This window comes from Paracoccus haeundaensis, assembly GCF_006239215.1.
GTDB classification, from domain to species: Bacteria; Pseudomonadota; Alphaproteobacteria; order Rhodobacterales; family Rhodobacteraceae; genus Paracoccus; species Paracoccus marcusii.
In genome coordinates this window covers 1-3,346 of record NZ_VDDC01000082.1, presented here as the reverse complement: position 1 = coordinate 3,346, position 3,346 = coordinate 1, and the positions used below count along the sequence as shown (strand labels likewise).

General features: G+C 56.2%; 3 protein-coding genes. 1 reads left to right on the top strand and 2 read right to left on the bottom strand.

Translation table 11 applies throughout. From position 1 onward, the window contains the following. Positions 1–159 precede the first annotated feature (159 nt). Positions 160–975 carry a hypothetical protein gene (locus FHD67_RS19955; protein ID WP_176695231.1) on the top strand — a complete coding sequence of 272 codons (816 nt, stop codon included), beginning with the start codon at positions 160–162 and terminating at the stop codon, positions 973–975. 160 nt (positions 976–1,135) lie between these two features. Here the strand turns inward: FHD67_RS19955 and FHD67_RS19950 are convergent, their stop codons facing one another. Beyond that, entirely contained in the window at positions 1,136–1,741 is a 606-nt protein-coding gene (locus FHD67_RS19950) for a methyltransferase type 11 (protein ID WP_139599827.1), read from the bottom strand. Beyond that, on the bottom strand, positions 1,738–3,075 hold the full coding sequence (locus tag FHD67_RS19945; protein ID WP_139599826.1) for a DUF3560 domain-containing protein: 1,338 nt from the start codon (positions 3,073–3,075) through the stop codon (positions 1,738–1,740). The genes FHD67_RS19950 and FHD67_RS19945 overlap by 4 nt, the downstream gene beginning before the upstream one ends. Positions 3,076–3,346 lie beyond the last annotated feature (271 nt).

Here is a 3,346-nt window from a genome sequence, read left to right as displayed (position 1 = left end):
GGTAGGGGCATAGGCTCGGGGCGCAGGCCGGCTCATGCCGGCCAAGCCTAGAGCGCGGTCCCGGACAAAGGACGGGACGCGATAAAATAGATTAGACAGCTATCATATTTGGTGGCAAAAAAACGTCTTTGCCAACTGAAGTTAAGGAACTTAAATAATATGGTCAGAAACAGAGGTAAAAATAGGGGCAGGGTTATTTACAACAGTACAGCACCCCGAATTATTCTTAAAAGAAACAAAAATAATAAACTAGATTTCAGCGATTTCACCCTTCTTACCGGTATGGCAGCTTTATGCTATATAATCTCCATAACTCTAGGTAGTGGAAGCTTTAAAGAATATTTCTGGGGTACAACAGAAAAAATTGTCACGGTTTGCCTTTTTCAAGCGTTAGCCTTCACGTCCATTGCTTTTTTAATCTATCTAACAGAATACATATCGATAAAGCTTTCCTTGAGAAAGCCGAAGTCTTATAAATTTCCCGTGCTATCGACAGCTAGAAAGTATATTTTAATATTCGCGGCATCTCTTCTAATACTTGCCGTAATAATTAAGGTGGACTACTTTCTTTATCCTAGCAATAAGTCCCCAATCCGCGACACAGTGTCCATACTATTAGCTATGCTTTCTGGGGTATTAGCCACCATATCATTTATGGCACATATGGCCTATGAGATAATGAAAGATGGCTGGCGCACATGGGCGTTCTTCTTAGTGTTTGGCTTTGTTTCCCTTATGGTATGGCTAAACGCTTTTAGAGATGCTGAAAAAGAAGCTTACATAATAGATAATAAATATTGCTACTGGCTAAGATCGTCGCTTGCCGTTGATATTACCAAAGATCAACGGGATAAACTACTTGGCGGTGAGAATGTCCAGCTGACTCCTGAACAGCATTCATATTATTTCAGTCCTACCTGTATAAGTAAGATACAAAGCGGTATAGACCACCGTGCTATCTACGTAACTCAGTAAGCCATTGTGCCCGCCGTAGGCGGGCGCACAACCTACCAACCGCGAAGCGGTTCCTGCGCGGATAGCGCAAGGTCCGGTTGCGGGGGCTCCGAAGGTGCCCCCGCAACCGGACACCATAACCGCGGCAAGAAGGGGCCGATCCCGGCCCCTATGGCGCTGCTTAGACGCGGCGCACCCTGACAATCTTTGTATGCACTCGGGCGGTGCTGAACGTGTTGGGCGGTAAGGTTTCCAGATGCTCTGCCTCGGGATGATCGAATGTGACCGGCACCAGTGCCACCAGCGTTGCGGCCTCGACGTGCCCACCTCGGCCAAGTAGCGTCAACGCTGCTGCAACGTGCTTTCTCACATCGCGAAAAGGCGGGTTCATTAGGATGCGCGGAAACTCGGCCCGGCCTTTCACTTCGTTGGCGTACTCCAGAAAGCAGCGATTGAGGGTCGGACCGATGCCGCGAAGCCATGCGGCAAGTTTGTGGTGCTGTTCGATCATCGTTAGTTCGTGCGGGCTGTGGCCGGAGGCGATCAGCGCGCGCGCGAGCTGGCCGGTCCCTGCGCTTGGCTCCAGCGTGAGATAGTCGCCAACGGGCCCAAGATAGCCCACCATGCGCCGCGCCACGTCCTCGGGCGTGACGTGGCATTCCGTGGCGCGGTCAACTGCAATGACTTCGGGCACTTCGGCCATTGCCAGGGCGGGCGCGTCCCGCCGTGCCCTGACCGGAATGGTCAGGGGCTTGGCGGGGCGGGTGTAGATCGCGGGGCGCTTCACTCTGCGGCCTCCATGTCCTGAACGCTGGCCGGGGCGTCGTGCTGCTTCTGGTCCGTGATAAAGATTGCAGCCCATCCGGCCATATAGCGGGGGCCTTCGTGCTTCGGGTTCGGGGCGATCCTCACGCGGAAATTGCCGCAGGTCGAAAGGCGGGTGCCGCGCTGTTCGGTGTGGATCTTAGCATAATCTGCCTTGGTCATTTCCACTTGCGGCAGGTTCTCGGCTTCCCTGCGCCACGGGTTCACGACAGAAACTGTGCCGCTTCCGGCTTTGAAATTCAGGATCGGCGGCTTGGCGGGCTTGCTGGCCGGGGGCAGGTAGCCGCAGGATTGCATCAGGTCGCGCCACTCGTCGGCGGAAAGTTCGACGCTGCACCCTTGGGCGATATGGGCGGGCAGGGGGGCGGCACATTCCACGGGGAATAGGTCGGCATCGACCTTCGCGCCCTTTGGCTTGTCCGCGCCATGCTCTCGGACGAACATCTGCAACAGGGTCGGGCTAATCTCGCCTTGATAGCGCGGCACGTCGCCTAGCATGTCCCGCTCATAAGCAAGCCGGTTCAAGGTGTGCGAAATCCAACGGCCCAGGTTGTCGCTCTCGATGGTGGCGCGCGCTCCAGCCATTGCCTTTTCGCGGGCCTCCTGCGGGGTTATCTCGCCACTCTCAACGGCGGAATAAAGGTTATAGGAATGCAGATCGCCGCGACCCAAGCCAAGGCGGATCAGGTTGTCTGTCGTCAGCTTGCCCCACACTTCAAGCGCCTTGTGCGCAGTGTTCAATTTGCGCTGTAGGTCGCGCAGTTCGGCTAGAAGCGTCTTGATGCGGCCCGCGCGCACTTTCGGATCGTTCTTGCGGTTGGCGTGACGCTCGACGCCTTCGGCGCGATACTGCCAGTATCCGATGGCTTTGTGTGCCTTTACAGCCTTGTCCATTGCGTTGTGCATCCGCTCCTGCGTCTTGCGGGCCTTCCGCTCGGAATGATGGCCGACAAGGATAGGCTGCCCAAACTCGAACGCGCGCGACAGTTCGTCAGCCGCGCGGGAATACGCGCTGGCCTGCGTGGCCCGTTTGTCCGCGATGGCGTCCAGTCGATCAGCCTTCATCTGCGCCCGTTCCGCCAGGGTCATTTCCTCCGGCTCAATCTCGCCAGCCAGCTCCAGAGCCAAATCCTCACGGGCGCAGGACCATGCGGGGGCAACGAAAAGCTCCTGTTTGGGTGCCCATTTGAAGCCTGCGGCCTTCACGCGCTGATAGGTTTCGGCATCAAGACGGGTGGACGGATATAGGCGGATTTTGTTGTCTTCGGGCGAGTAGGTCGCGGAAATGGTGGTCATGTCGTTTCCTTTTCGTGGCGATGGCGTGGGGGCTTGGTGCCTCCTTCCGCCGATGGGCTGCGCCTCGTCGGTCTGGTCTGACGAATACGCATGTATTCGGCGGAACAGAGTGAGGAGGGCGAAGCCCGACAAACGGGCCTGGGCGGTTCTGTGTGAACACCAAGCAAAATTGCCGTTTGCGTCACGGCTTTGCCTTTTAGGTGGTCCAACATCTCCGCCCGCTCCTTCCTGTTCCGCCAGTGGCGAAGCCATCGCTGCTTTTCACTTTGGA